This window comes from Streptomyces sp. NPDC001093, from assembly GCF_040298985.1.
Classification (GTDB): Bacteria; Actinomycetota; Actinomycetes; order Streptomycetales; family Streptomycetaceae; genus Streptomyces.
Map to the genome: position 1 here is coordinate 224,394 of NZ_JBEPBF010000001.1, position 21,685 is coordinate 246,078.

Consider the following 21,685-nt stretch of genomic DNA (forward strand, 5'->3'; position numbering starts at 1 on the left):
CGGTTTAGGCTCGGCTCGGCACCAAGGTGCCTGTCCCGCCACAGCGACCTAAGGAACACAACTGATGGAGCTCGGTCTCGTCGGCCTCGGCAAGATGGGCGGCAACATGCGCGAGCGGATCCGCCGCGCGGGCCACACCGTCATCGGGTACGACCGCAACGCGGACCTCGCGGATGTCCACAGCCTGGAAGAGCTTGTGGGCAAGCTCAGCGGTCCGCGTGTGGTCTGGGTGATGGTCCCGGCCGGCGAGCCCACGCAGTCGACCATCGACCGGCTGGCCGAGCTGCTGGAGCCCGGCGACGTGGTCGTGGACGGCGGCAACTCCCGCTGGACGGACGACGAGAAGCACGCCGAGGAGCTGGCGGCCAAGGGCATAGGCTTCGTCGACTGCGGCGTCTCCGGCGGCGTCTGGGGTCTGGAGAACGGGTACGCGCTGATGTACGGCGGCGACGCCGAGTACGTCGCCAAGGTGCAGCCGGCCTTCGACGCGCTCAAGCCGGAGGGCGGCTTCGGCTCGGTGCACGCCGGCAAGGTCGGCGCGGGCCACTTCGCGAAGATGGTCCACAACGGCATCGAGTACGCGATGATGCAGGCCTACGCCGAGGGCTGGGAGCTGCTGGAGAAGGTCGACTCCGTGGAGAACGTCCGCGAGGTCTTCCGCTCCTGGCAGGAAGGGACCGTCATCCGTTCCTGGCTGCTCGACCTCGCGGTCAACGCGCTGGACGACGACGAGCACCTGGAGGGCCTGCGCGGTTATGCACAGGACTCCGGTGAGGGACGCTGGACTGTGGAGGCCGCGATCGACAACGCGGTGCCGCTGCCGGCGATCACCGCGTCGCTGTTCGCGCGGTTCTCCTCCCGCCAGGAGGACTCGCCGCAGATGAAGATGATCGCCGCGCTGCGCAACCAGTTCGGCGGTCACGCCGTAGAGAAGAAGTAGTCCACAGGGATCCACAGGGCCGCCCTCGCGGGCCCCGTGATCCACAGTTCACAGCACTCTGGGGAAGGCCGGCGAAACGACCATGCACGTCACGCATCTTTCGCTGGCCGACTTCCGCTCGTACGCCCGGGCCGAGGTTCCGCTCGACCCGGGCGTCACCGCCTTCGTCGGGCCCAACGGGCAGGGCAAGACCAACCTGGTGGAGGCGGTCGGATACCTCGCCACCCTCGGCAGCCACCGGGTCGCCTCCGACGCCCCCCTGGTCCGCATGGGGGCCGAGCGGGCCGTGATCCGGGCGCAGGTCCGGCAGGGCGAGCGGCAGCAGCTGGTCGAGCTGGAGCTGAACCCGGGCAGGGCCAATCGCGCCCGCATCAACCGGTCCTCGCAGGTCAGACCGAGGGACGTGCTGGGGATCGTACGGACCGTGCTGTTCGCCCCCGAGGATCTCGCGCTGGTCAAGGGGGATCCCGGGGAACGGCGGCGGTTCCTCGACGAGCTGATCACGGCGCGGTCGCCGCGCATGGCCGGGGTGCGCTCCGACTACGAGCGGGTGCTGAAGCAGCGGAACACCCTGCTCAAGACCGCCGCCCTGGCGCGCCGGCACGGCGGCCGGGCCATGGACCTGTCCACGCTCGACGTGTGGGACCAGCATCTCGCGCGCGCGGGCGCCGAGTTGCTCGCCCAGCGGCTGGACCTGATCGCCGCGCTGCAGCCGCTGGCCGACAAGGCGTACGAGCAGCTGGCCCCCGGTGGCGGCCCGCTGGCACTGGAGTACAAGCCGTCCGCGCCCGGCGAGGCCCACGCGCGCGAGGATCTCTACGTCCAGCTGATGGCGGCCCTGGCGGAGGCGCGCAAGCAGGAGATCGAGCGCGGTGTCACCCTCGTAGGCCCTCATCGGGACGATTTGATTCTCAAACTCGGTCAGCTGCCCGCCAAGGGGTACGCCTCCCACGGCGAGTCCTGGTCCTACGCGCTCGCCCTGCGTCTGGCCTCCTACGACCTGCTGCGGGCCGAGGGCAACGAGCCGGTCCTGGTCCTGGACGACGTCTTCGCCGAGCTGGACACGCGCCGGCGGGAGCGGCTGGCCGAGCTGGTCGCGCCCGGGGAGCAGGTGCTGGTCACCGCGGCCGTGGACGACGACGTACCGCATGTACTGGCCGGGGCGCGGTACACCGTGTCGGGCGGGACGGTGGAGCGCGTATGAGCACCGGCGAATCCACCCCCCAGGGCCCGGAGAAGAGCGGGAACGAACCCTCCGGTGTCGACCTCGCGCGCGTGGCGTTGCGCGCGGCGAGGGAGCAGGCACGCGCGCGTGGGGACGCGGCGCGGCAGAAGAAGCAGGCCCGGCGCGGTGGCGGGCTGCGCTCCGGCGCGCGCGCGGACGGCCGTGACCCGATGGCGCTGGGGGCCGCGATCAACCGGCTGCTGACCGAGCGCGGCTGGGAGACCCCCGCGGCGGTGGGCGGGGTGATGGGCCGCTGGCCGCAGATCGTCGGCGAGGACCTGGCCAAGCACTGTGTGCCGCAGCGGTACGACGAGGACGAGCGCGTGCTGATCGTGAGCTGCGACTCGACGGCCTGGGCGACCCAGCTGCGCCACCTCGCGCCCGCGCTGGTCGCCCGCCTCAACGAGGACCTGGGGCACGGCACGGTACGGATGATCAAGGTGCTCAACCCGGGCGGGCCGGCCCGCCGCTACGGTCCGCTGCGGGCCCCGGGGAGCTCCGGGCCCGGCGATACGTACGGGTGACGTACATCACGTCGAACAAGGGGGTCGCGCTGTCGGTGCCGCGCCGTACCACGGGTGCGGAGTGCCGCTGTGGCACCGGCGGATCGCCATCTGACCCCCCAGTAGCCAAGGGTTGACGCCTCGAAGCGCTGAGTGCCGCTGTGAGCCCCTTGGAGCCCCCATCCGCATATCGGGACCCGATCGAGGCCGGTTCAGGGCGGCACATGGGGACTCAGGTACCGGCAAACCCCCATCGATGTCAGACCTACCGGTAGACTGGAAGACAATCCCGCCCCAATGTGGGGACCGCCCGGGAAAAGCTGAGCAACACGCTGATCAAGGCTTACCACCGCAACATGCCGCAGCCGCTCCGGCACACCCTCCCCCAGAGGGGGTACCCCCAGGAGCCCGGCTCGTGCTGTGCCAGAAAGGGCGCTTCGTGGCCGATTCCGGCAACCCCAACGAGAACATCCCGTCCACCGACGCCGGCGTGAACAGTGAGGCCGCCACCTCGGCTTCGTACGACGCCAGCGCCATCACCGTGCTCGAAGGGCTGGACGCGGTCCGCAAGCGGCCCGGCATGTACATCGGTTCCACGGGCGAGCGCGGTCTGCACCACCTGGTGTACGAGGTCGTCGACAACTCCGTCGACGAGGCGCTGGCCGGGTACGCGGACACCATCGACGTCACGATCCTCGCCGACGGCGGTGTCCGGGTCGTCGACAACGGCCGTGGCATCCCCGTGGGCATCGTGCCCTCCGAGGGCAAGCCGGCCGTCGAGGTCGTGCTGACCGTCCTGCACGCGGGCGGCAAGTTCGGCGGCGGCGGTTACGCCGTCTCCGGCGGTCTGCACGGTGTGGGTGTGTCCGTCGTCAACGCGCTGTCCACGAAGGTCGCCGTCGAGATCAAGACCGACGGCCACCGCTGGACGCAGGACTACAAGCTCGGTGTCCCGACGGCCCCGCTCGACCAGCACGAGGCCACGGACGAGACCGGCACCTCGGTCACCTTCTGGGCCGATCCCGACATCTTCGAGACCACCGAGTACTCCTTCGAGACGCTCTCGCGGCGTTTCCAGGAGATGGCGTTCCTCAACAAGGGTTTGACGATCAAACTCACCGACGAGCGCGAGTCGGCGAAGGCCACCAGCGGCGCGGACGAGGCGGGCGCGGACGAGAAGGCCGAGGTCAAGGCCGTCACGTACTACTACGAGGGCGGCATCGTCGACTTCGTGAAGTACCTCAACTCCCGCAAGGGAGAGGTGGTGCACCCCACCGTCATCGACCTGGAGGCGGAGGACAAGGACAAGAGCCTGTCCCTCGAGGTCGCGATGCAGTGGAACAGCGGCTACACCGAGGGCGTGTACTCCTTCGCGAACATCATCCACACCCACGAGGGCGGTACCCACGAAGAGGGCTTCCGCGCCGCGCTGACGTCGCTGATCAACAAGTACGCGCGCGACAAGAAGCTGCTCCGCGAGAAGGACGACAACCTCACCGGTGACGACATCCGTGAGGGTCTGACCGCGATCATCTCGGTCAAGCTGAGCGAGCCGCAGTTCGAGGGCCAGACGAAGACCAAGCTGGGCAACACGGAGGCCAAGACCTTCGTGCAGAAGGCGGTCTACGAGCACCTCAACGACTGGCTGGACCGCAACCCGGTCGAGGCCGCGGACATCATCCGCAAGGGCATCCAGGCGGCCACCGCGCGCGTGGCGGCCCGCAAGGCCCGCGACCTGACCCGCCGCAAGGGTCTGCTGGAGTCGGCGTCCCTGCCGGGCAAGCTCTCCGACTGCCAGTCCAACGACCCCACCAAGTGCGAGATCTTCATCGTCGAGGGTGACTCCGCCGGCGGCTCGGCCAAGTCCGGCCGCAACCCGCAGTACCAGGCGATCCTCCCGATCCGCGGCAAGATCCTCAACGTGGAGAAGGCCAGGATCGACAAGATCCTGCAGAACCAGGAGATCCAGGCGCTGATCTCGGCCTTCGGCACGGGTGTGCACGAGGACTTCGACATCGAGAAGCTCCGCTACCACAAGATCATCCTGATGGCTGACGCCGATGTCGACGGCCAGCACATCAGCACCCTGCTGCTGACCTTCCTGTTCCGCTTCATGCGGCCCCTGGTCGAGGCCGGGCACGTGTACCTGTCCCGTCCTCCGCTGTACAAGATCAAGTGGGGCCGGGACGACGTGGAGTACGCCTACTCCGACCGCGAGCGCGACGCCCTCATCGAGATGGGCCGCCAGCGCGGCAAGCGGGTCCGCGAGGACTCGATCCAGCGCTTCAAGGGCCTCGGCGAGATGAACGCCGAGGAGCTGCGCGTGACCACGATGGACCAGGAGCACCGGGTCCTCGGCCAGGTCACCCTGGACGACGCCGCCCAGGCGGACGACCTGTTCTCGGTCCTCATGGGCGAGGACGTCGAGGCCCGCCGCCAGTTCATCCAGCGCAACGCCAAGGACGTCCGCTTCCTCGACATCTGAGTCGGTCTCAGCTGACCGCATCAGGAAGGATCTTCACCAGCAATGGCCGACGAGAACACTCCGCAAACCCCTGAGACCGAGGGCGGCGAGCTCGCGATGCGCGTCGAGCCCGTCGGGCTCGAGACGGAGATGCAGCGCTCGTACCTGGACTACGCGATGTCCGTCATCGTGTCCCGTGCGCTGCCCGACGTCCGGGACGGCCTCAAGCCCGTCCACCGGCGCGTGCTGTACGCGATGTACGACGGCGGCTACCGCCCCGACCGCGGCTTCTACAAGTGCGCCCGTGTCGTCGGTGACGTCATGGGCAACTACCACCCGCACGGCGACAGTTCGATCTACGACGCCCTGGTGCGCCTCGCGCAGCCGTGGTCGATGCGGATGCCGCTGGTGGACTCCAACGGCAACTTCGGCTCCCCGGGCAACGACCCGGCGGCCGCCATGCGGTACACCGAGTGCAAGATGGCGCCGCTGTCGATGGAGATGGTCCGCGACATCGACGAGGAGACCGTCGACTTCACGGACAACTACGACGGCCGCTCCCAGGAGCCGACCGTCCTGCCCGCCCGCTTCCCGAACCTGCTGATCAACGGATCGGCGGGTATCGCGGTCGGCATGGCGACCAACATCCCGCCGCACAACCTGCGCGAGGTCGCGGCCGGCGCCCAGTGGTACCTGGAGAACCCCGAGGTCTCGCACGAGGAACTGCTGGACGCGCTCATGGAGCGCATCAAGGGCCCGGACTTCCCGACCGGCGCCCTGGTGGTGGGCCGCAAGGGCATCGAGGAGGCGTACCGCACCGGGCGCGGCTCCATCACGATGCGCGCGGTGGTCGAGGTCGAGGAGATCCAGGGCCGGCAGTGCCTGGTCGTCACCGAGCTGCCGTACCAGGTCAACCCGGACAACCTGGCGCAGAAGATCGCCGACCTGGTCAAGGACGGCAAGATCGGCGGCATCGCGGACGTCCGCGACGAGACGTCGTCCCGCACCGGCCAGCGCCTCGTCATCGTCCTGAAGCGGGACGCGGTCGCCAAGGTCGTCCTGAACAACCTGTACAAGCACACCGACCTGCAGACGAACTTCGGCGCGAACATGCTGGCGCTGGTCGACGGCGTGCCGCGCACCCTCTCGCTCGACGCGTTCATCCGGCACTGGGTGACGCACCAGATCGAGGTCATCGTCCGCCGGACCCGCTTCCGGCTGCGCAAGGCCGAGGAGCGCGCGCACATCCTGCGCGGCCTGCTGAAGGCCCTGGACGCCATCGACGAGGTCATCGCGCTGATCCGGCGCAGCGAGACCGTCGAGGTGGCGCGTACGGGCCTGATGGGCCTCCTGGAGATCGACGAGATCCAGGCCAACGCGATCCTCGAGATGCAGCTGCGGCGCCTGGCGGCCCTGGAGCGGCAGAAGATCGTCCAGGAGCACGACGAACTCCAGGCGAAGATCAACGAGTACAACGAGATCCTCGCCTCCCCGGTCCGCCAGCGCGGGATCGTCAGCGAGGAGCTGGCCGCGATCGTCGAGAAGTACGGCGACGACCGCCAGACCAAGCTGATCCCGTACGAGGGCGACATGTCCATCGAGGACCTGATCGCCGAGGAGGACATCGTCGTCACGGTCACGCGCGGCGGCTACGTCAAGCGGACCAAGACGGACGACTACCGGGCGCAGAAGCGCGGCGGCAAGGGCGTACGCGGCACGAAGCTGAAGGAAGACGACATCGTCGACCACTTCTTCGTCTCCACCACGCACCACTGGCTGCTGTTCTTCACCAACAAGGGCCGGGTCTACCGGGCGAAGGCGTACGAGCTGCCCGAGGCCGGCCGGGACGCGCGCGGCCAGCACGTGGCGAACCTGCTCGCCTTCCAGCCGGACGAGGCGATCGCCGAGATCCTGGCGATCCGTGACTACGAGGCGGCGCCGTACCTGGTGCTGGCCACCAAGTCCGGCTTGGTCAAGAAGACGCCTCTGAAGGATTACGATTCGCCCCGCTCCGGTGGTGTGATCGCGATCAACCTGCGCGAGCGGGAGGACGGAACGGACGACGAGCTGATCGGTGCGGAGCTGGTCTCGGCCGAGGACGATCTGCTTCTGATCAGCAAGAAGGCACAGTCGATCCGGTTCACCGCCACCGACGACTCCCTGCGCCCGATGGGCCGCGCCACCTCCGGCGTCAAGGGCATGAGTTTCCGTGAAGGCGATGAACTTCTGTCGATGAATGTTGTTCGACCCGGTACGTTCGTGTTCACTGCCACCGACGGCGGGTACGCGAAGCGGACCGTTGTCGACGAGTACCGCGTCCAGGGTCGCGGCGGCCTCGGCATCAAGGCCGCCAAGATCGTGGAGGACCGTGGTTCGCTCGTCGGGGCGCTGGTCGTCGAGGAGACCGACGAGATCCTCGCGATCACCCTCTCCGGCGGTGTGATTCGCACGCGAGTCAATGAAATCAGGGAGACGGGCCGTGACACCATGGGCGTCCAACTGATCAACCTGGGCAAGCGCGATGCCGTGGTCGGTATCGCACGTAACGCCGAGGCGGGGCGTGAGGCGGAGGAGGTCGACGGCGAGGAGGCCGTCGACGCCGTCGAGGGCGCCCAGGCCACCGGCACGGACGAGGGTGAGGCGCCCTCGGCCGAGTAGCACGAGGAGTGAGTCATCGTGAGCGGAGCCACGGGCGCCGGATCGGCCGGTACCTCCAGGGGTACGGAGACGGACGGCGGCGGCCGTGGCTCCGCCGCGCACGGGGCGGCTGCGGGGAGCGCGACCGACCCGCACACGACCAACCTGAAGCCCGTGCCGGCGCCCGCCAAGGACGCCTCCGGCACGTCTGGATCCCAGGGGAGAACTGTGACGGACACCCGAGGCCCGGCCGCGGCCGGCGAGGCGCAGTCGTCGTCTCCGCTCCCCGGGGAGCGGCACCCGGAGCAGCCCTCCGGGCCGTACCACCCGCCGCAGGCCTACCCGGCGCAGCCCCCGGCCGGCGCGGTACGGCGGCCGCGTACGGGCGCCCGTACGGCGCCGCGCACCCGTAAGGCGCGGCTGCGGGTGGCCAAGGCCGACCCGTGGTCGGTGATGAAGGTCAGCTTCCTGCTGTCCATCGCCCTCGGCATCTGCACGATCGTCGCCTCGGCGGTGCTGTGGATGGTCCTGGACGCGATGGGCGTGTTCTCCACGGTGGGCGGCACGATCTCGGAGGCGACCGGCTCGAACGAGGCGAACGGCTTCGACCTCCAGGCGTTCCTGTCACTCCCCCACGTGCTGACGTTCACGACGATCATCGCGGTCATCGACGTGGTCCTGGCCACGGCGCTCGCGACGCTCGGCGCGTTCATCTACAACCTCTCCGCGGGCTTCGTGGGCGGCATCGAGCTGACCCTGGCGGAGGACGAATAGGCCCTGCCAAGGCCTCCGGACACCCCGTGGGCCCCCTGACCTGATGGTCCCCCGACAACCGATTTTGGGACTGACGTGGTCGTGCGCTAATCTTCAGGAGTCAGCGCGCGGGACACACACCGCACAGCGCGGCGGGGCTATAGCTCAGTTGGTTAGAGCGCATCCCTGATAAGGATGAGGCCACAGGTTCAAATCCTGTTAGCCCCACCAGCACGAAGACCCCCGGTCCGGATGGATCGGGGGTCTTCGGCGTCTACCGGGGCATCCACCGGCTGGTACAAACCCGGAACAGAAAAGGCCCGACCGCTGGCGACGGGGGATGCACCAGCGATCGGGCTGTGGCCAAGGGTAACAAGCCCAGGCGCCTCGTGGGGGCAAGTCGATCGGAAATAAGTCAGGTTGGCCGATCAATGACCGCACGGAGGGTCGTAGGAGAGGCGGGGCAGGTACTCGTGCCACTGCTGTGCGCTCAGTACGCCCCGGGTGACCGAGCAGATGTGCTTGATCGCCGCGTCGGCGTCCAGGCTCCACAGGCGGACCGTGTCGGTGCCGCTGGAGACCCCCAGGACGTCGCTCCTGGTGCTGAAGGACAGGAACGTGCCCGACTTGGCGTTGGGGCTCATCGACTGGCCGATGGGGGTCGCCGAGGCGGGGTCGGTGACGTTCCACAGCCGGATCGTGTTGTCGTTGCCGCCACTGGCCAGAACATGCCCGTCCGGGCTGAACGTCAGTGACTTGACCGCCTCGGTGTGGCCGATGAGCGGCGCGCCCAGCGCGGTCGCCGAGGCGGGGGCGGTGACGTTCCACAGCCGGACCGTGTCGTCGTCGCTGCCACTGGCCAGAACGTGCCCGTCCGGGCTGAAGGCGAGCGTGTTGATCGGCCCGGAGTGCTGCGTGAGCCGGGCGAGCGCGGTCGTGTGGGCCGGGTCGCTGACGTCCCAGAGCCGGACGGTGCTGTCCGCGCTGCCGCTGGCCAGGGTGTGCCCGTCGGGGCTGAAGGCGAGCGCGTTGAGGTAGCCCCGGTGGCCGGTGAGCGGCCTGCCGAGCGCCACGGGGTGCGCGAGGTCGGTGACGTTCCACAGCCGGATGGTGTCGTCGTCATAGGCGGTGGCCAGGGTGCGGCCGTCCGGGCTGAAGGCGAGCGCGAGCCCCGCGAAGCGTGTCCGCAGGTGGATGGCCTCGCCGGTGACCGGGTGGGACGGATCGCCGACGTTCCACAGGTACACCAGATGGTTGTTGGTGAGGACGGCGAGGGTGCGGCCGTCGGGAGAGAACAGCAGGGGCGCACGATGGCCGCCGTCCGCCTGCATGAATGGTTCGCTCAGCGGCACGGGTCGCCCGGGCCGCGCCACGTTCCACAGCCGGAGCCTGCCGTCCCGCGCCGCCGTGGCGAGCACCCGTCCGTCCGGCCGGAACCCCCCGGTGCGGCCGGTGATGTCCGAGGTGGGCAGCGACCACAGGCGCACCTTGCTGTCCCCGCTGCCGGTGGCGAGGGTCCGCCCGTCGGGGCTGAATCCCAGGGCGTACATCTCTCCGCTGCTGCCCGCGAGCGACCCCCCGACCTGGGACGGGGACGTCGGGTCGGCCACGTTCCACAGGCTGGCCGTGCTGTCCGCGCTCGCGGCGGCGAGCCGGCCGCCGTCCGGGCTGAAGGCCACCGACCAGATCGGGCCGGTGTGCCCGGTCAGCGGCGAGCCGAGCGCGGAGGGGCGGGCGGGGTCGGTGACGTTCCACAGCCGGATCGTGTCGTCCGCGCTGCCGGAGGCGAGGGTGTGCCCGTCGGGGCTGAACGCCACCGAGTGCACGAGGTCGGTGTGGCCCTTGAGCACGGTGTCGTAGCGCTGCGCGTGGTGCGGGTCGGTCACGTTCCACAACATGATCGTGTCGTCGTCACCGCCGGCCGCGAGGGTGCGCCCGTCGGGGCTGAACGCCACGCTGCGCACGGCGGCCGTGTGGCCGCGCAGGGGGCCGATCTGCCGCGGGTGGTGCGGGTCGGCGACGTTCCACAGCCGTACGGTGTGGTCCTCGCCGGCGGACGCCAGCGTCCGTCCGTCCGGGCTGAAGGCGATCAGGTAGATCGTGCCCTTGTGCCCGGTCAGGGGAGCGCCCAGGGACACCGGGCGGGCGGGGTCGGTGACGTTCCACAGCCGGATCGTGCCGTCGTCGCCGGCGCTGGCCAGGGTGCGGCCGTCCGGGCTGAACACCGCGCTGCTCACCCAGCTGGTGTGGCCGGTGAGCGGCTCGCCCAGCTGCTTCGGGCGGTTCGGGTCGGCCACGTTCCACAGCCGGACCGTCCGGTCGTAGCTGGCGGTGGCCAGGGTCCTGCCATCGGGGCTGAAGGAGGTCAGGTAGACGGCGCCGGTGTGGCCGGACAGGGAGGTGGCCAGCGGCGCGTTCACGATCGAGATCAGCCTGCTGTACGTCCCCTCGTCGTCCGGGCGCAGCCGGTGCGCGACCAGGTCGAGCTGGGCGGACAGGGACGGATCGGTGCTCTGGACCCGGTCGGCCTCGGCGAGGACCTGCTCGAAGACGGCGTCGTCCCGCTGCTGCCGGGCGATCACCGCCGAGCCGCCGGCCACCAGGGCCAGCACGACCAGCGTGGCCACCGCGGCCCGGCTCAGCCACACCGAGCGCCGGCGCAGCCGCACCGAGGCGGCCAGGAACTCCACCGCGCTGCGGGTCAGAAAGGTGTCCCCGGCCGATCTGGCCCAGCCGCGGGCCTGCTCCAGTCGGGAGCCGCGGTACAGCAGCGAGCTGTCCCGGCCCGAGTCCTCCCAGGCCCGGCCGTCCTCCTCCAGCCGCTGGCGCAGCAGATGGTCGTTGCGGTCGTCGTCGATCCAGTGCCGCAGCCGGGGCCAGGCGTGCAGCAGCGCCTCGTGGGTGATCTCCACGGTGTCCGCGTCCAGCGTCACCAGCCGGGCCCGTACGAGGGCCTCGAGGGACTCCTCCGTCTTGCCGGGGTCCGCCGACTCCTCCGCCAGTTGCCGCCGGGTGCCCCGCCGCCGCGTGGCCTGGGTGTCCTCGCCCAGCCGGACCAGCCGCAGCAGGAGCAGCCGGGCTGCCGTACGGGCCGCGGGGTCCAGCCCCGACCAGGCGCGCTCGGCCGTCGCCGCGACCGCCCCCTGGATGCCGCCCGCCGCGCGATAGCCGGCCAGCGTCAGCCGCCCGGCCTTGCGGCGCTGCCAGGTGGCGAGCAGGGCGTGCGAGAGCAGCGGGAGCACGCCCGCGTCGTGGGCCCCGCGCGGGCCGTCGGCGCTGACCTCGCGGACGATCAGCTCGGCGAGTCCGGGTTCCAGCTCCAGCCCCACCGCCTTGGCCGGACCGGTCACCGCCTCGCGCAGCTCGGTACTGGTCAGCGGGCCGAGGACCATGTGCCGGTGCTGGAGGGCGTCGGCCAGTTCCGGGTAGCCGAGGCACTGCTCGTAGAAGTCGGCGCGGATGCCGAGGACGACGAGCACCGGGGCGCGCTCGCCCGAGCCGGCGGGCGCAGTGCAGGCGGCGTGCAGGAGCTGGATGAACGTACGCCGGTCCGTCTCGTCGGCGCAGAGGGTGAAGGCTTCCTCGAACTGGTCCACCACGACGACCGGGCGGCACTCGGCGGAGGCCTCGCGGCGGGCCCACTCGGACACGGCCTCGCGGGCCGCCTGTGCCACCCGTGGGGAGTCGGAGCCGGGAACCGCCGGATTCCGCGTGGCCTCCTGTTCGGCCCGGCGCGCGTCGGCGGCGACAGGGCCGAGATCGGGGATACGGCGCACCAGCTCACCGAGGGGGTCGGCACCGGGGACGAGGTGCAGGACGCAGTCGCCGGTGGATTCCTGCGGGGCCTGGGGTGTGGCGCTTGTGTGCGGTATGCCGGTGCCGCGTCCGTCGTGCAGCGCTCCGCCGCGTACGGCGGGGACCAGACCGGCGTTCAGCAGGGAGGACTTCCCCGCTCCCGAGGCGCCCACCAGCATCACCAGACCGCCCGTCCGCTCGGCCGCGCGGAGTTGGGTGATGAGCGCGCTCGTGCTCCGTTCCCGGCCGAAGAACCACCGGGCGTCCTCCTGCCGGTAGGGGGCGAGCCCTCGGTAGGGGCAGACGCCTCCGGTGACGGGCGGGGACTGGGCGGGAGGCGTCCGGTTCTCCTCGGCGGGCGGCGCGGGCCGGTCGCCCACCGGGTCGGCCAGCGCGCGCTCCCACAGCCGCTGCCAGTGTGCGAGGTCGTACAGGCCTGTGGACACCGGTGAGGGCTGCAGCCGCCGTGCCTCGGGGATCAGGATGTGCAGCACCGCCGCGAGGGCGGTGAACTGGGCCGGCACGTTCTTGGCCCGGCGCCAGTCGCTGATCCGCTGCGCGGACACCCGCACGGGCCGCCCGCGTTCGTCGACCCGCTGTAGTCGTACGACCGCCTCGGCGACGCTCTTGAGGGGAGGGTTTCCAGCCTCCTTGTACAGCAGCGCGAGGCGCTCGGCGAAAGCTGTGCGTGTCCCTGAGTCGGAACTCAAGGTCCCACCCCTTTACTTCCCCCCGTATCTGGACGTCCGGACCGGAAAACCCACCCTATACGCCTGACCTGCGGATAAGGACCGGTCCGGAGGCGGCGGTCTCCTCGCCGTGGGCAACAGATGGCAGGATCCGGACCCGGTAGCGACCTCGTCACACACCGTCCGAACAGGCCACGGCCTCGCGCTCGGACAGACAGGCCTCGGTGCCGAAGGATCTCGGCCAACTTCGATCGAAGGCAGGGAGCGACGACGAGACGGTCGCGAGCCCGTGAGCCCGTGAGCCTTGAGAACCGGCTCCATTTTTCGACCGCTGCCGAGCCGACGCGGCACCGGTCGACGCCTCTGCACCGTCCGGTACCGGTCCCCACGAGGGGAGGGACCGGTACCGGACGGGCAGGGGGTGGTGTGTGCGGGGCGGGCAGGGTGACGTTTCACGTGAAACATCGCTCAGGCGAAACACCGGGTGATGTCGGACAGGGGTGGCACGTCCCGGTCCGCTTCAGTCGGCCGTTGTGCTCACCTCGAGCCATCCGGCCGCGCGGGCCATGGCCACAGCGTGGCGTTCCGCCTCCTCGGCGGAGGCGTTGAGGGTCGCGTCCTGCCCCAGTGCGCCGCCCCCGGCCGCGAGAGCGGCGGCCTGGGATGCCGCCAGCGCCGCCCGCAGGGCCGCGGCGGAGGCCATGGAAGTCGTGCCGGATGCGCGGGAGTCCGGGGCTGCAGCCGCGCTGCAGTTGCCCCGTGCCGCGGCCACCTGGGCGGCCAGCGCCGCGGTGGCAGCGGCGTTCCGGGCGCAGCGGGCGTCCGCGGCGGGGTCGGGGGCCGACGCGGTGAGCGCGGCGAGTGACTCGGCCGACAGCCGCAGCGCGTTGGCGGCCCGGCCGACGGGGTCCCGTGGGACGACCTCCGCCGCGTCCTGGCCGACACCGGCGTACCGGCACGCGGCCACCGCACGGTCGTAGGCACTGTGCGCACGGGCCCTGTGGGGCATGCGAGGCGCCCCGGCCTCCTCCGTGATTGCTCCGGTCGCCGCTTCTTCCCGTTCGCTCATCCTCGGCCTCCCTCGTCCGGGACGACACCGCACTCTGGTCCTGGGGCGCGGGCAGGGTGCCACGTCGGCCGTGAAGAGGCCAGTGGAGCGGCTGCGATCCGGCCGCCACGGGCACCCCTGGATATCTGATGGTCTGTCAGATACCGTGCCCGTCGGCGGCTGTTCCCGAAGGTGAGCGTCCCGTTCCCGAAGGGGTGAGTGTCATGCACAAGCGTCCTCCGTGTCCGCGACCGCCCGGTGCTCCGCGCTGGGTCGCGATGTTCCACCAGCCCTCCCAGGACTCCTGGACGGTGGGCGCCGAGTCCCCCGACCGGGCTCCTGTGCTGTACGCGGTAGGAGACATGACCCAGACCGTGCGGGCGCGCGGCGAGGAGGTGACGGTTGCCCTGTGGGGGCCCAAGGACGGTGCCTGGCACCTCTTCGATGCCCCGGTCGGCAAGGCGTCCGCTCCCGCTCCGGCGACCTCGGGCGCGGGCCCCGCGCCCGGCGCCGGTGAGCCGGCCAAGCTCGCGGAACGCATGACGAACCGCCGGCACCAGGTGCTCATGGCCGGTCTGGGCAAGGCGGGCCTGTACGACCTGAGCCCCGAGGACGGCGAGGCGGTGCGGACGCTGGCCGACCTGCTCGACGAACCCACGGTCCGCCGGGTGGCCCACTGGCTCTCGGTCGCGGGCGGGGAGCGGTAGCGAGAACGGGCCCGGTTCGGCGCGCGGGCGTGGCGGGTGGGGGTCCAACCCGGCGAGCGATGGCGAGAACAGGGCTGGTTCAGTGAGCGGTTCGCCGGGCAGTGACGTTCAGGAAGCCACCGTCCAGGGCTGGAGGACGCATGAAGGTCTCCGTCGACCGCTCTCTGTGCTACGGCTCCGCCGAGTGCGCGCACCGGGCGCCGGGCGTGTTCGCGTTCGAGGACGGCTACGGCGTCGTACGGCCCGGCCGGGAGGGGGCCGCCGACGACCCGCAGGTCCAGGAAGCAGCCGAGAAGTGCCCCTCGCAGGCGATCGGGCTCAGGGAGTAGGGACAGGGAGCAGGGACCCAGGGAACCCGGGGGCCTGGCGAAGCTCACGCGCAGGTCCTCCGGCAGGAAGTGCCGGCAAGTGCGCGGACAGCGCGAGACCCCCGGCTGAACCCGGCCGGGGGTCTTTTCGTGTCGACTGGTGCGTACGCAAGTCGCCGTGCGGTCGAGACGTTGCGGTACTGCGTGGGCGGGAGGTCAGCAGTCGAGCTGAGCGGCCGAGGGCCCTTCGGGGGTGGTCGTGGTCTCCGCCTGGGTGTCGGTGAGGGGACGGTGCCGGCAGCTGGGGGACTTTCCGTGGGCCTCGGCCCGGATGCGCTGCTTCATCGTGGGGGGCAGGGCGCCGGCATGGGACCAGGTCCAGTGGCGTGGTGCCGGGATCGTCGGGATGGTCCTGTGCGCGGTGCCGGTGCTGGGGTTCTCGGGCCGGGGTGCGGCCGCCGCGGTCGTGGCGGTCGTGGTGGTGACGAGTCCGAGCGCCGTGCACAGCGCGAGAAAGGCGGTGACGATAGCGGTCCACAGCTTCATGACCTTGTTCTGGGTCATGGCCCCTCACTTTCGGGTTGGGCGATTTGCGTACTTTGCTCATGATGTGTATGTGGGCCGCGAAGTGGTGGACCGACGCCCGTGGCGCGTCGATGTTCCGATGAACACCACTCGGATGGCCGTAAGAGGGTGGGAAAACCTCAAAACCTGGTGAGAGTGAGCGAAGGGGGAGCAAAGTAACCGTCCGTGGAGGTGCGATCACCCTCCGATCGGAATGGCGCCGGACCTGGCTCATTGCGCTGCCGGAGGCGGGAGTTGGGGCCCGGCGCAGGTCACCGATCGATATCGGTCGGTGTGTATAGTCGGGCGCCAGAGGTCCCCTACGTCAAGGAAAGACGAGGTCGCGCGGTGAAGAAGCTGCTCCTGGTCGCACTGGCCGCCATCGGCGGGCTCCTCGTGTACCGCCAGATCCAGGCGGATCGCGCCGAGCAGGACCTGTGGACGGAGGCGACTGACTCCGTGCCCACGGGTTCGTGAGTGCCGATACCAGAATCTGAATCAGGCCCCGACCGCCCTTCGCGGTCGGGGCTTTGTGCTGCCCGCGCCCCCGCCTGTTGTGTTGCGGGGGCGCGCGGGGTGCTGTAGCTGCCGGACACGCGCCAACGGGCGTTGCCGGGCGTTTCGGACGGCCGTCCGCGTTGCCCGGATGGCGCAGGGGCGTACGGGGCAGGATGGAGCGCGGTCCGGTACGACTCGAGGAGGGCGGCACGTGTACGACTGGGGAGGGCGGCACGTGCGGGAGCGGGGGCGGCCTACGGCGTGGTGGCGGCGGTACGGCCGCCGGGTGATCTCCGGCGCCCTGCGGACGGCCCTGCTGCCGGGGCTGTGCGCGCTGCTGGTCCTGCCGGGCGGCACGGCACCGGCGTACGGGAGCGCGACCGCCGCCGGGAGCGGGCCGCCGGAGTCGTACGCCTTCGCGCCCGGCGCCCGCACCGTCGTGGGCGCGACGGGCACCGCGTCGGCACCACAGCTGGACCCGGGCGGCAGCTACCGCAGCTCCGTGCCGAGGAACGGCACGCTCTACTACCGGCTCCAGCTCGGGGCAACCGACACGGCCTACGTCCCCGTCACCGCCGTACCCCCGGCCGACGCCACCGTCTCCGCCACCGACGGCATCAGCGTGTCGGTCCAGGACGCCACCGGCACGCCCTGTTCCTTCGCCAACGCCCGCTTCGGCGCCGGGCTCAGCCCGCGTCCGGTCACCGCCCTGGGGCAGCGGGAGGCCGGCAAGGCGGTGTGCCAGGGCAGGGGGACGTACTACGTGGTCGTCCGACGCGTCGACGCCCAGGGCCCCGGTACGGCCACCCCCACCCAGCGCTGGGACCTGGAGATCGCGCCCGTCACGGAACCGCGTACGGCGCGGACCGGGGCCACCACGGCGCCGCAGGCCTGGGACTCCGCCACGCCCGAGCCGCTCGCCGCAGAACCCCGGGACCGCTCCGGCGGCGCCGGATTCGCCTCCGCGAGCCCGCTGGGCCAGGGGGTCTGGCGGACGTCCCTCGTGCCCGGCGAGACCCGGTTCTACAAGGTGCCGGTGGACTGGGGCCGACAGCTCCACGCCTCCGCCGAACTGGGCAGCGCCACCGGGCACGGCTATGTCGGCGGCGCCCTGGACCTCTCCCTCTACAACCCCGTCCGCGGCTACGTCGAGGACGCCGCCCTCGGCTACACCGGCACGCAGAGGCCCGCCGTACTCGCTCCGCTCCCGCCGGTGGAGTACGCCAACCGCTACTCCGTCCCCGCCGGGGTGACCTCCGTCCGCTTCGCCGGCGACTACTACCTGGTGCTGCACCTCAGCGAGCAGATGACCGGCACGTTCGGGCGGGGGCCCTTCGGGGTGACCCTGCGGGTGCGGCTGGCCGGGCGGGCGCACGCCGGGCCGGAGTACGCCGGGCGGCCCGTGCCGGGGGAGGTGTTCACGGTCACGGAGCAGGACCGGGAGGCGGCGCTCACCGGGAGCACCGGGGGCGGGGACGCCCCCGTGATGAGGCTGGTCGCGACCGGCGGAATCGGCCTGGGTACGGCGCTGCTGCTCGTGCTCGCCGGGTGGACGGCGACGGCGCGGCGGGCTCAGCGGACTTCGCGGGCTCAGACGCGGGTCAACGCCCAGAAACCCACGGCGTAGCAGGCCAGCGCCAGCAACACCATCGGGATCGCGACCTTGGCCGGCGGCCCGGGCCGCCGGTTCCGCCTGGCCCGGCGCCCTCTCCGCCCGTGGACGGGCACGTCTGCGATCGGCTGGGCCGGTGACGGCACCTGCGCGTTCTGAGCGGTGTACGCAGCAGTGGAGGCATCGACGCGATGGCCCGCCGGCGCGCCGGGGGACGGCGCGGTGCTCCAGGGGGCGTGCGCAGCTCCGGGAGCCTGGTGAGCATGGGGGCTGTGGACCTGGGGGCCGATGTACGGCTCGTGGAGGGGGAGTTGAGGGGTGTGAGAAGGGTGGGAGGGAGGCTGGAGCTGTTGGATGTCGGAGGCCGGGGGTTCCTGGACGGAGGCCGGGGGATCCAGGGGCGGCGGCAGACGGAAACTGCCGGTGTCCGAGAGTGAGCCGGTGCCCGCGTCGGTCCCCGAATCCGTACCGCCACTGTCACCCACATCGGCGACGGCGCCCGTGGCCGGGCTCGTATCCGCGTCCCCGGCCAGTTCCGCGGCGACTCCGGAGGCCCTCTTGAGGGGGCCGTCGGGGCCGAACCCGGGCGGAAGCGAGCCGAGTTGGTCGAAGATCTCGATCAGCTCGTCGTCGGGTTCGGGCTCCGGCAGGAGTTCCGCCGCGGAGGCGAGTGCCTTGCGCGCACCCGTGGCGGTACGGAAACGCGCGGCCGGGTCGGGCTGGAGCAGGCCGGCCACGACCTGCCAGAGCGGTTCCGGGATGCCCTTGGGCGGGCCGGGCGTCCCGTTCTCCACGAAGTACTGCACGAGCGCCTTGACGTCAGGCTTGGCGCCCTCGAGCAGATAGAGGGCGACCAGGCCCACGGCGAACAGGTCGGCGGGAAAGTCGGGTTCGGCGCCGAGCATCTGCTCGGGGGCGAGGTAACCGGGCGTGCCCACCACGAGGTTGGTCTCCGTCAGACGGGGCTCACCCAGCCGCATCGCGATGCCGAAGTCGGACAGCCGCAGCCGCGGCCGGCCGGTCCCGGTCGCCTCGAGAAGGATGTTGGCGGGCTTGATGTCCCGGTGGATGACGCCCTCGGCGTGCACGGCGGCGAGACCGGACAGGAGCTGGTCGAGCAGGGTGCACACGAACGCCGGCGGCAGCGGGCCGTAGTCGCCGACGAGGTGGACCAGGGAACCGCCGGTGACCAGGTCCATGGTGAAGAGCACCTTGTCGTCGTCGGCGGCCCAGCTGGCCGGGGCGAGGACATGGGGGTGGTCGATCCGCAGGGCCTGCTCCCGCACGAAACGCAGCAGCGAGTGGGCGTCACGCTGCTGGAGCACCTTGGCGGCCACATAGCGCCGTCGGCGGTGGTCCCAGGCACGCCACACGGCGCCCACGCCCCCGCGTCCGATCGGGTCGGCCAGCTCGTACCGGCCGGCGAACACCTCACCCATGGCGGTTCATCGCTCCTCCCCCGGGACCCGCGCGGATCCCCCTGCCCCTTGTTTCCCCGGTTCCCCCCGCTTCCCTCCGGTTCCCTCCCGGTCTCCCCGTGATGCCTCCTGGTCTCCCCGTGATGAGCGATACGACCCCGCACCACGTTCGAGGACCGGTCCATCCCCATGGACCGGCACCGACATCCCGCGCCCAGGCGCCCCCCTCACCGGACTCGGGCCCGGCCATGGCCCGGCCCACGGACCCCCTCCGTGGACCGGACCCGGCCGTGGAACCTAGTTCTGGTGGGACTGGTAGTGCGCGACGGCGTCGGAGGTACGGCCGGCGCCGTAGACGCGGAGGAACTCCGCCAGCTCGGGATGGCTCGGCGCGAGGCTGTCCGCGGCGTCGATGATGTCGCCCGCGGCGGCCACCGAGCGCAGCAGCGACTGGATCTCGCGGACCACCCGCTTGACCGTCGGCGCCCCCGAACCGCTCGTGGTCTGGGTGGTGTTGTTGAGCACGGAGCCCCCCTGAGACTTCTTGATCTCGTCCATGCGCTCGGTCGCCTCGGCGGCGCTCACACTGCCGTCCGCGACCTGCGCCGCCAGCTCCTGCAGCAGCTGCACCCGCTGGACGACGGCAGGATTGCCGATCTTCGCGCGCTGCCCGCTCATCAGCTGCGAGAGCATCGGAGCGGACAGCCCCAGGACCGCCGCGAGACGGGCCTGGTTGAGCCCGAGATCGTCGATGAGCTTACGGAAGAGCGCCCCCAACGGCTCCCCGTACCAGTTCCGCTGCAGCTCCCGCGCTCTGGCGGTGGCTTCCTGCTGTGCGGCGTCCATTGCGTCTCCCCATCGCTTCCCCTAAAAACCGCGCGGTTCGCTGTAGCGAACCACGTCGAGCATCTTACGGAGCGTGGTCATTCGCGGGGACCCCCAATCTTTTTGCGGGATACCGGGGGTGACCCGGTACTCTGGTCTGCGGCGCCCACCGGAACGTGGTTCCTCCGGCCGGGCCGCTGCTTCCCGGGGCCTTAGCTCAGTTGGTAGAGCGCCGTCTTTGCATGGCGGATGTCAGGGGTTCGACTCCCCTAGGCTCCACCCCGAAATGCCTCCCGACCTGCAAGAACGCAAGGTCGGGAGGCATTCTTCATGCGCAGGCCGCTGCTCGTACCCACAGTGGTGGGGCGGTGACAGGGAGAGCAGGGCCGCTGCTCGACGAGTGAGGGCTCGGGTCGGCGATCGCGTGGGACACCGGCTCGGCCGGACACCGGCCGGACCGGTGTGGAGTGGGCCTTCCCCGGACGCTCGTGGACGGCCCGGCTGTCGGCGAGGTGAGGAGCGACTCCGGCGCCTCCTGTCAGGTCACCGGGGACACCGAGGACGAAGAGGACGAAGAGGACGAAGAGGACGAAGTCCGGTTGTTCTCTGTGCTGTTGGGCCTCCCCGACGGGCGGGTCGGGTGGTTTCACGTGAAACGGGCCGTGGGTCAGCGAGCGTTCAACCCGGCTGACCCACGGCCCGTTTGACGTCCGACGGCAGGTGCTCGTGTCTGGCTGCTGTCCTCCGGCCGGACTACTGCTCGTCGTCCTCGTCCGCGGCGTCCTCCTCGGCCTGCTTCGCCTGGACCTCGGGGTCCAGAGCCGAGGCGCCGCTGCCGTCCACCGAGCTGATCCGGCCGCCCGACTCCGGCACCTCCGTCGCGGCCGGCGGTTCGACCAGCCAGTCGGGGTTGGCCTGCTTGTCCCACCACTTCCAGGCCGCGAAGGCACCACCGGCCAGCACGGTCAGCAGCGCCAGCGCCTTCAGGGTGCGGCCGGCCCTGCACCGGCGCTCGTTCCTGCGGGCCAGTTTCTGGATCTCCTCCGCCGAGACCTGACCACGCAGTGCGGCCAGGGCGGCCGCGCCACGCGCGGCGGCCTCCTCGCGGACCGGAGCGGTCGCGGCCACGGCCTGCTCAATCCTCGGACGCGAGTACTCGGCGGCCTGACGCGAGTACTCGGCAGCCTGCCGGGCAGCCTTACGGGCGCGGACGGCGGCCTCCTGCGCCGCCAGGTCCACCCTGGGCGGCACATGTGCACGAGCCTGCTCCAGACGCGGGGCGAGCCGGGCGTCGTACTGCACGCGGGCCTGCTCGGCGGCCTGCGACACCACGGGCGCCAGCCGTACGCGTGCCTCCTGCGCGTAGAGCGCGGCACGCTCCTTGGCCGTGTCGGCGTAGGGCGCCACCACTTCCGCGGCGTGCAGCACGCTGTCCTTCGCCGAGCCGGTCGCGGAGCGCACGCTGTCGATGCGGGTCACGGGTTCCTCCTCCTCGGTGGCGTACGGTATTTCGACTTTCCACCCTTTTACGGATCATGCCTGCCAACGGTCTGCACGGCATGCGAGGGCGGGCATATGGGTGCCTATTGCTTCCTTCGGCGCGATTCCGGGTGATCCCGGGCAACTCGATCCTGTCGTCGACACTGCCACGAATCGCCGCCGAGCGCTGCCTTCCGGGCGGAACTCATGCCTGCCGGGC

16 protein-coding genes and 2 tRNA genes are annotated in these 21,685 nt (G+C 71.1%); 12 read left to right on the top strand and 6 right to left on the bottom strand.

All coding sequences use genetic code 11. The features are described 5' to 3' along the window. The first annotated feature begins 64 nt into the window (after positions 1 to 64). The 7 genes from gnd (at position 65) to ABT288_RS01130 (ending at position 8,753) form a co-directional block, all read left to right on the top strand. Complete coding sequence (gene gnd, locus ABT288_RS01100; RefSeq protein WP_351601092.1) at positions 65 to 940, top strand: phosphogluconate dehydrogenase (NAD(+)-dependent, decarboxylating); 876 nt, start codon at positions 65 to 67, stop codon at positions 938 to 940. A gap of 82 nt (positions 941 to 1,022) precedes the next feature. After that, a complete protein-coding gene (recF, locus tag ABT288_RS01105; RefSeq protein WP_351601095.1) occupies positions 1,023 to 2,144 on the top strand; it encodes a DNA replication/repair protein RecF in 1,122 nt (373 codons plus the stop codon). Then, the gene (locus tag ABT288_RS01110; RefSeq protein ID WP_351601098.1) at positions 2,141 to 2,689 is read left to right on the top strand and encodes a DciA family protein; all 549 of its coding nucleotides are present in this window, start codon (positions 2,141 to 2,143) and stop codon (positions 2,687 to 2,689) included. Before recF ends, ABT288_RS01110 begins: the two co-directional genes overlap by 4 nt. Before the next feature lie 394 nt (positions 2,690 to 3,083). Then, entirely contained in the window at positions 3,084 to 5,153 is a 2,070-nt protein-coding gene (gyrB, locus tag ABT288_RS01115) for a DNA topoisomerase (ATP-hydrolyzing) subunit B (RefSeq protein WP_351601101.1), read from the top strand. 42 nt (positions 5,154 to 5,195) lie between these two features. Continuing rightward, a complete protein-coding gene (gene gyrA / locus ABT288_RS01120; RefSeq protein ID WP_351601104.1) occupies positions 5,196 to 7,790 on the top strand; it encodes a DNA gyrase subunit A in 2,595 nt (864 codons plus the stop codon). A gap of 18 nt (positions 7,791 to 7,808) precedes the next feature. Then, complete coding sequence (locus ABT288_RS01125) at positions 7,809 to 8,543, top strand: DUF3566 domain-containing protein (RefSeq protein WP_351601107.1); 735 nt, start codon at positions 7,809 to 7,811, stop codon at positions 8,541 to 8,543. Positions 8,544 to 8,676: 133 nt separating this feature from the next. Further along, positions 8,677 to 8,753, top strand: a tRNA-Ile gene (locus tag ABT288_RS01130). A gap of 197 nt (positions 8,754 to 8,950) precedes the next feature. On the opposite strand, the gene ABT288_RS01135 is transcribed toward ABT288_RS01130, so the two are convergent. Next, positions 8,951 to 13,027, bottom strand: coding sequence for an nSTAND1 domain-containing NTPase (locus ABT288_RS01135; protein WP_351601109.1), 4,077 nt, complete (start codon positions 13,025 to 13,027; stop codon positions 8,951 to 8,953). A 499-nt stretch (positions 13,028 to 13,526) separates the two neighbouring features. Further along, the gene (locus ABT288_RS01140) at positions 13,527 to 14,075 is read right to left on the bottom strand and encodes a hypothetical protein (RefSeq protein ID WP_351601112.1); all 549 of its coding nucleotides are present in this window, start codon (positions 14,073 to 14,075) and stop codon (positions 13,527 to 13,529) included. Between the two features lie 203 nt (positions 14,076 to 14,278). Here ABT288_RS01140 and ABT288_RS01145 point away from each other — a divergent pair, with 203 nt between their 5' ends. Both ABT288_RS01145 and ABT288_RS01150 read left to right on the top strand, forming a co-directional pair. Next, positions 14,279 to 14,761: a hypothetical protein gene (locus tag ABT288_RS01145; protein WP_351601115.1), complete on the top strand. Its 483-nt coding sequence runs from the start codon at positions 14,279 to 14,281 to the stop codon at positions 14,759 to 14,761. A 140-nt stretch (positions 14,762 to 14,901) separates the two neighbouring features. Beyond that, on the top strand, positions 14,902 to 15,090 hold the full coding sequence (locus ABT288_RS01150; protein WP_351601118.1) for a ferredoxin: 189 nt from the start codon (positions 14,902 to 14,904) through the stop codon (positions 15,088 to 15,090). A 195-nt stretch (positions 15,091 to 15,285) separates the two neighbouring features. Here ABT288_RS01150 and ABT288_RS01155 read toward each other — a convergent pair whose 3' ends face one another. Further along, positions 15,286 to 15,633: a DUF6344 domain-containing protein gene (locus ABT288_RS01155; protein WP_351601121.1), complete on the bottom strand. Its 348-nt coding sequence runs from the start codon at positions 15,631 to 15,633 to the stop codon at positions 15,286 to 15,288. Between the two features lie 348 nt (positions 15,634 to 15,981). On the opposite strand from ABT288_RS01155, the gene ABT288_RS01160 reads away from it, so the two are divergent. Both ABT288_RS01160 and ABT288_RS01165 read left to right on the top strand, forming a co-directional pair. Beyond that, positions 15,982 to 16,110, top strand: a complete 129-nt coding sequence (locus ABT288_RS01160) for a DLW-39 family protein (protein WP_003999697.1) — start codon at positions 15,982 to 15,984, stop codon at positions 16,108 to 16,110. 232 nt (positions 16,111 to 16,342) lie between these two features. Further along, positions 16,343 to 17,758, top strand: coding sequence for a hypothetical protein (locus tag ABT288_RS01165; RefSeq protein ID WP_351601124.1), 1,416 nt, complete (start codon positions 16,343 to 16,345; stop codon positions 17,756 to 17,758). Here ABT288_RS01165 and ABT288_RS01170 read toward each other — a convergent pair. Both ABT288_RS01170 and ABT288_RS01175 read right to left on the bottom strand, forming a co-directional pair. Next, positions 17,722 to 19,182 (bottom strand): serine/threonine-protein kinase, encoded by a 1,461-nt coding sequence (locus ABT288_RS01170; protein WP_351601127.1) that lies wholly within the window; start codon positions 19,180 to 19,182, stop codon positions 17,722 to 17,724. The two genes, ABT288_RS01165 and ABT288_RS01170, sit on opposite strands and share 37 nt — an antisense overlap. 276 nt (positions 19,183 to 19,458) lie before the next feature. Continuing rightward, a complete protein-coding gene (locus ABT288_RS01175) occupies positions 19,459 to 20,007 on the bottom strand; it encodes a helix-turn-helix domain-containing protein (RefSeq protein WP_351217327.1) in 549 nt (182 codons plus the stop codon). A gap of 185 nt (positions 20,008 to 20,192) precedes the next feature. Between ABT288_RS01175 and ABT288_RS01180 the strand changes: the two genes are divergently transcribed. Beyond that, positions 20,193 to 20,265 (top strand) — tRNA-Ala (locus ABT288_RS01180). 474 nt (positions 20,266 to 20,739) lie between these two features. Here ABT288_RS01180 and ABT288_RS01185 read toward each other — a convergent pair. Beyond that, the gene (locus ABT288_RS01185; RefSeq protein ID WP_351601130.1) at positions 20,740 to 21,465 is read right to left on the bottom strand and encodes a DUF5324 family protein; all 726 of its coding nucleotides are present in this window, start codon (positions 21,463 to 21,465) and stop codon (positions 20,740 to 20,742) included. Positions 21,466 to 21,685: the final 220 nt, after the last annotated feature.